This is a genomic window from Bacillus bingmayongensis, from assembly GCF_000299035.1.
Lineage (GTDB): Bacteria > Bacillota > Bacilli > Bacillales > Bacillaceae_G > Bacillus_A > Bacillus_A bingmayongensis.
In genome coordinates this window covers 1-790 of sequence record NZ_AKCS01000082.1, presented here as the reverse complement: position 1 = coordinate 790, position 790 = coordinate 1, and the positions used below count along the sequence as shown (strand labels likewise).

Genomic DNA, 790 nt, shown 5'->3' with positions numbered 1-790 from the left:
CCAATGAAAACAGATTTTCGCTTTCGCATTGGTAGTACGACGAAGACATTCATTGCAACAGTGCTACTTCAATTAGCTGGAGAGAACCGCTTGAATCTAGACGACTCCATTGAAAAATGGTTACCTGGTGTCATTCAAGGAAACGGATATGATAGCAACCAGATTACTATCCGGCAGATATTGAATCATACAAGTGGTATTGCTAACTACATAAAGTCAACAGACTTTGATATGAAAGATACAAAAAAATCGTATACGGCTGAAGAATTTGTAAAGATGGGGATTTCTCTTCCCCCAGACTTTGCTCCAGGAAAGGGCTGGTCTTATTCAAACACAGGATACGTATTACTGGGTATCCTTATTGAAAAAGTAACTGGAAACAGCTATGCGGAAGAGGTTGAAAATCGAATTATTGAACCGCTTGAATTGTCAAATACATTCCTACCTGGCAATTCAACGGTTATTCCAGGCACCAAGCATGCCCGTGGATATGACAGATATGACGGAGAAAGGGAGCTAAAAGACGTTACTTATTCTAACCCAGGTAGCTCGGATGGAGATATGATTTCTACTGCTGATGATTTAAACAAATTTTTCTCTTACTTACTCAGTGGCAAATTACTGAAGGAACAGCAGCTAAAACAAATGCTTACTACAGTTCCTACAGGAACAGAAGGGATCGATGGATATGGTCTTGGAATCTATGAAACTAAACTTCAAAACGGTGTCTCGATATGGGGACACGCAGGCGGTGTTCCAGGGTTTTCTACTTTTGCTGGAGGCACGCTTG

General features: G+C 40.9%; 1 protein-coding gene. It reads left to right on the top strand.

Going from position 1 to position 790, the window contains the following annotated elements:
• A partial coding sequence (locus Y7E_RS0106915; protein ID WP_017150555.1) for a serine hydrolase domain-containing protein occupies window positions 1-790 on the top strand: 790 nt, incomplete at both ends.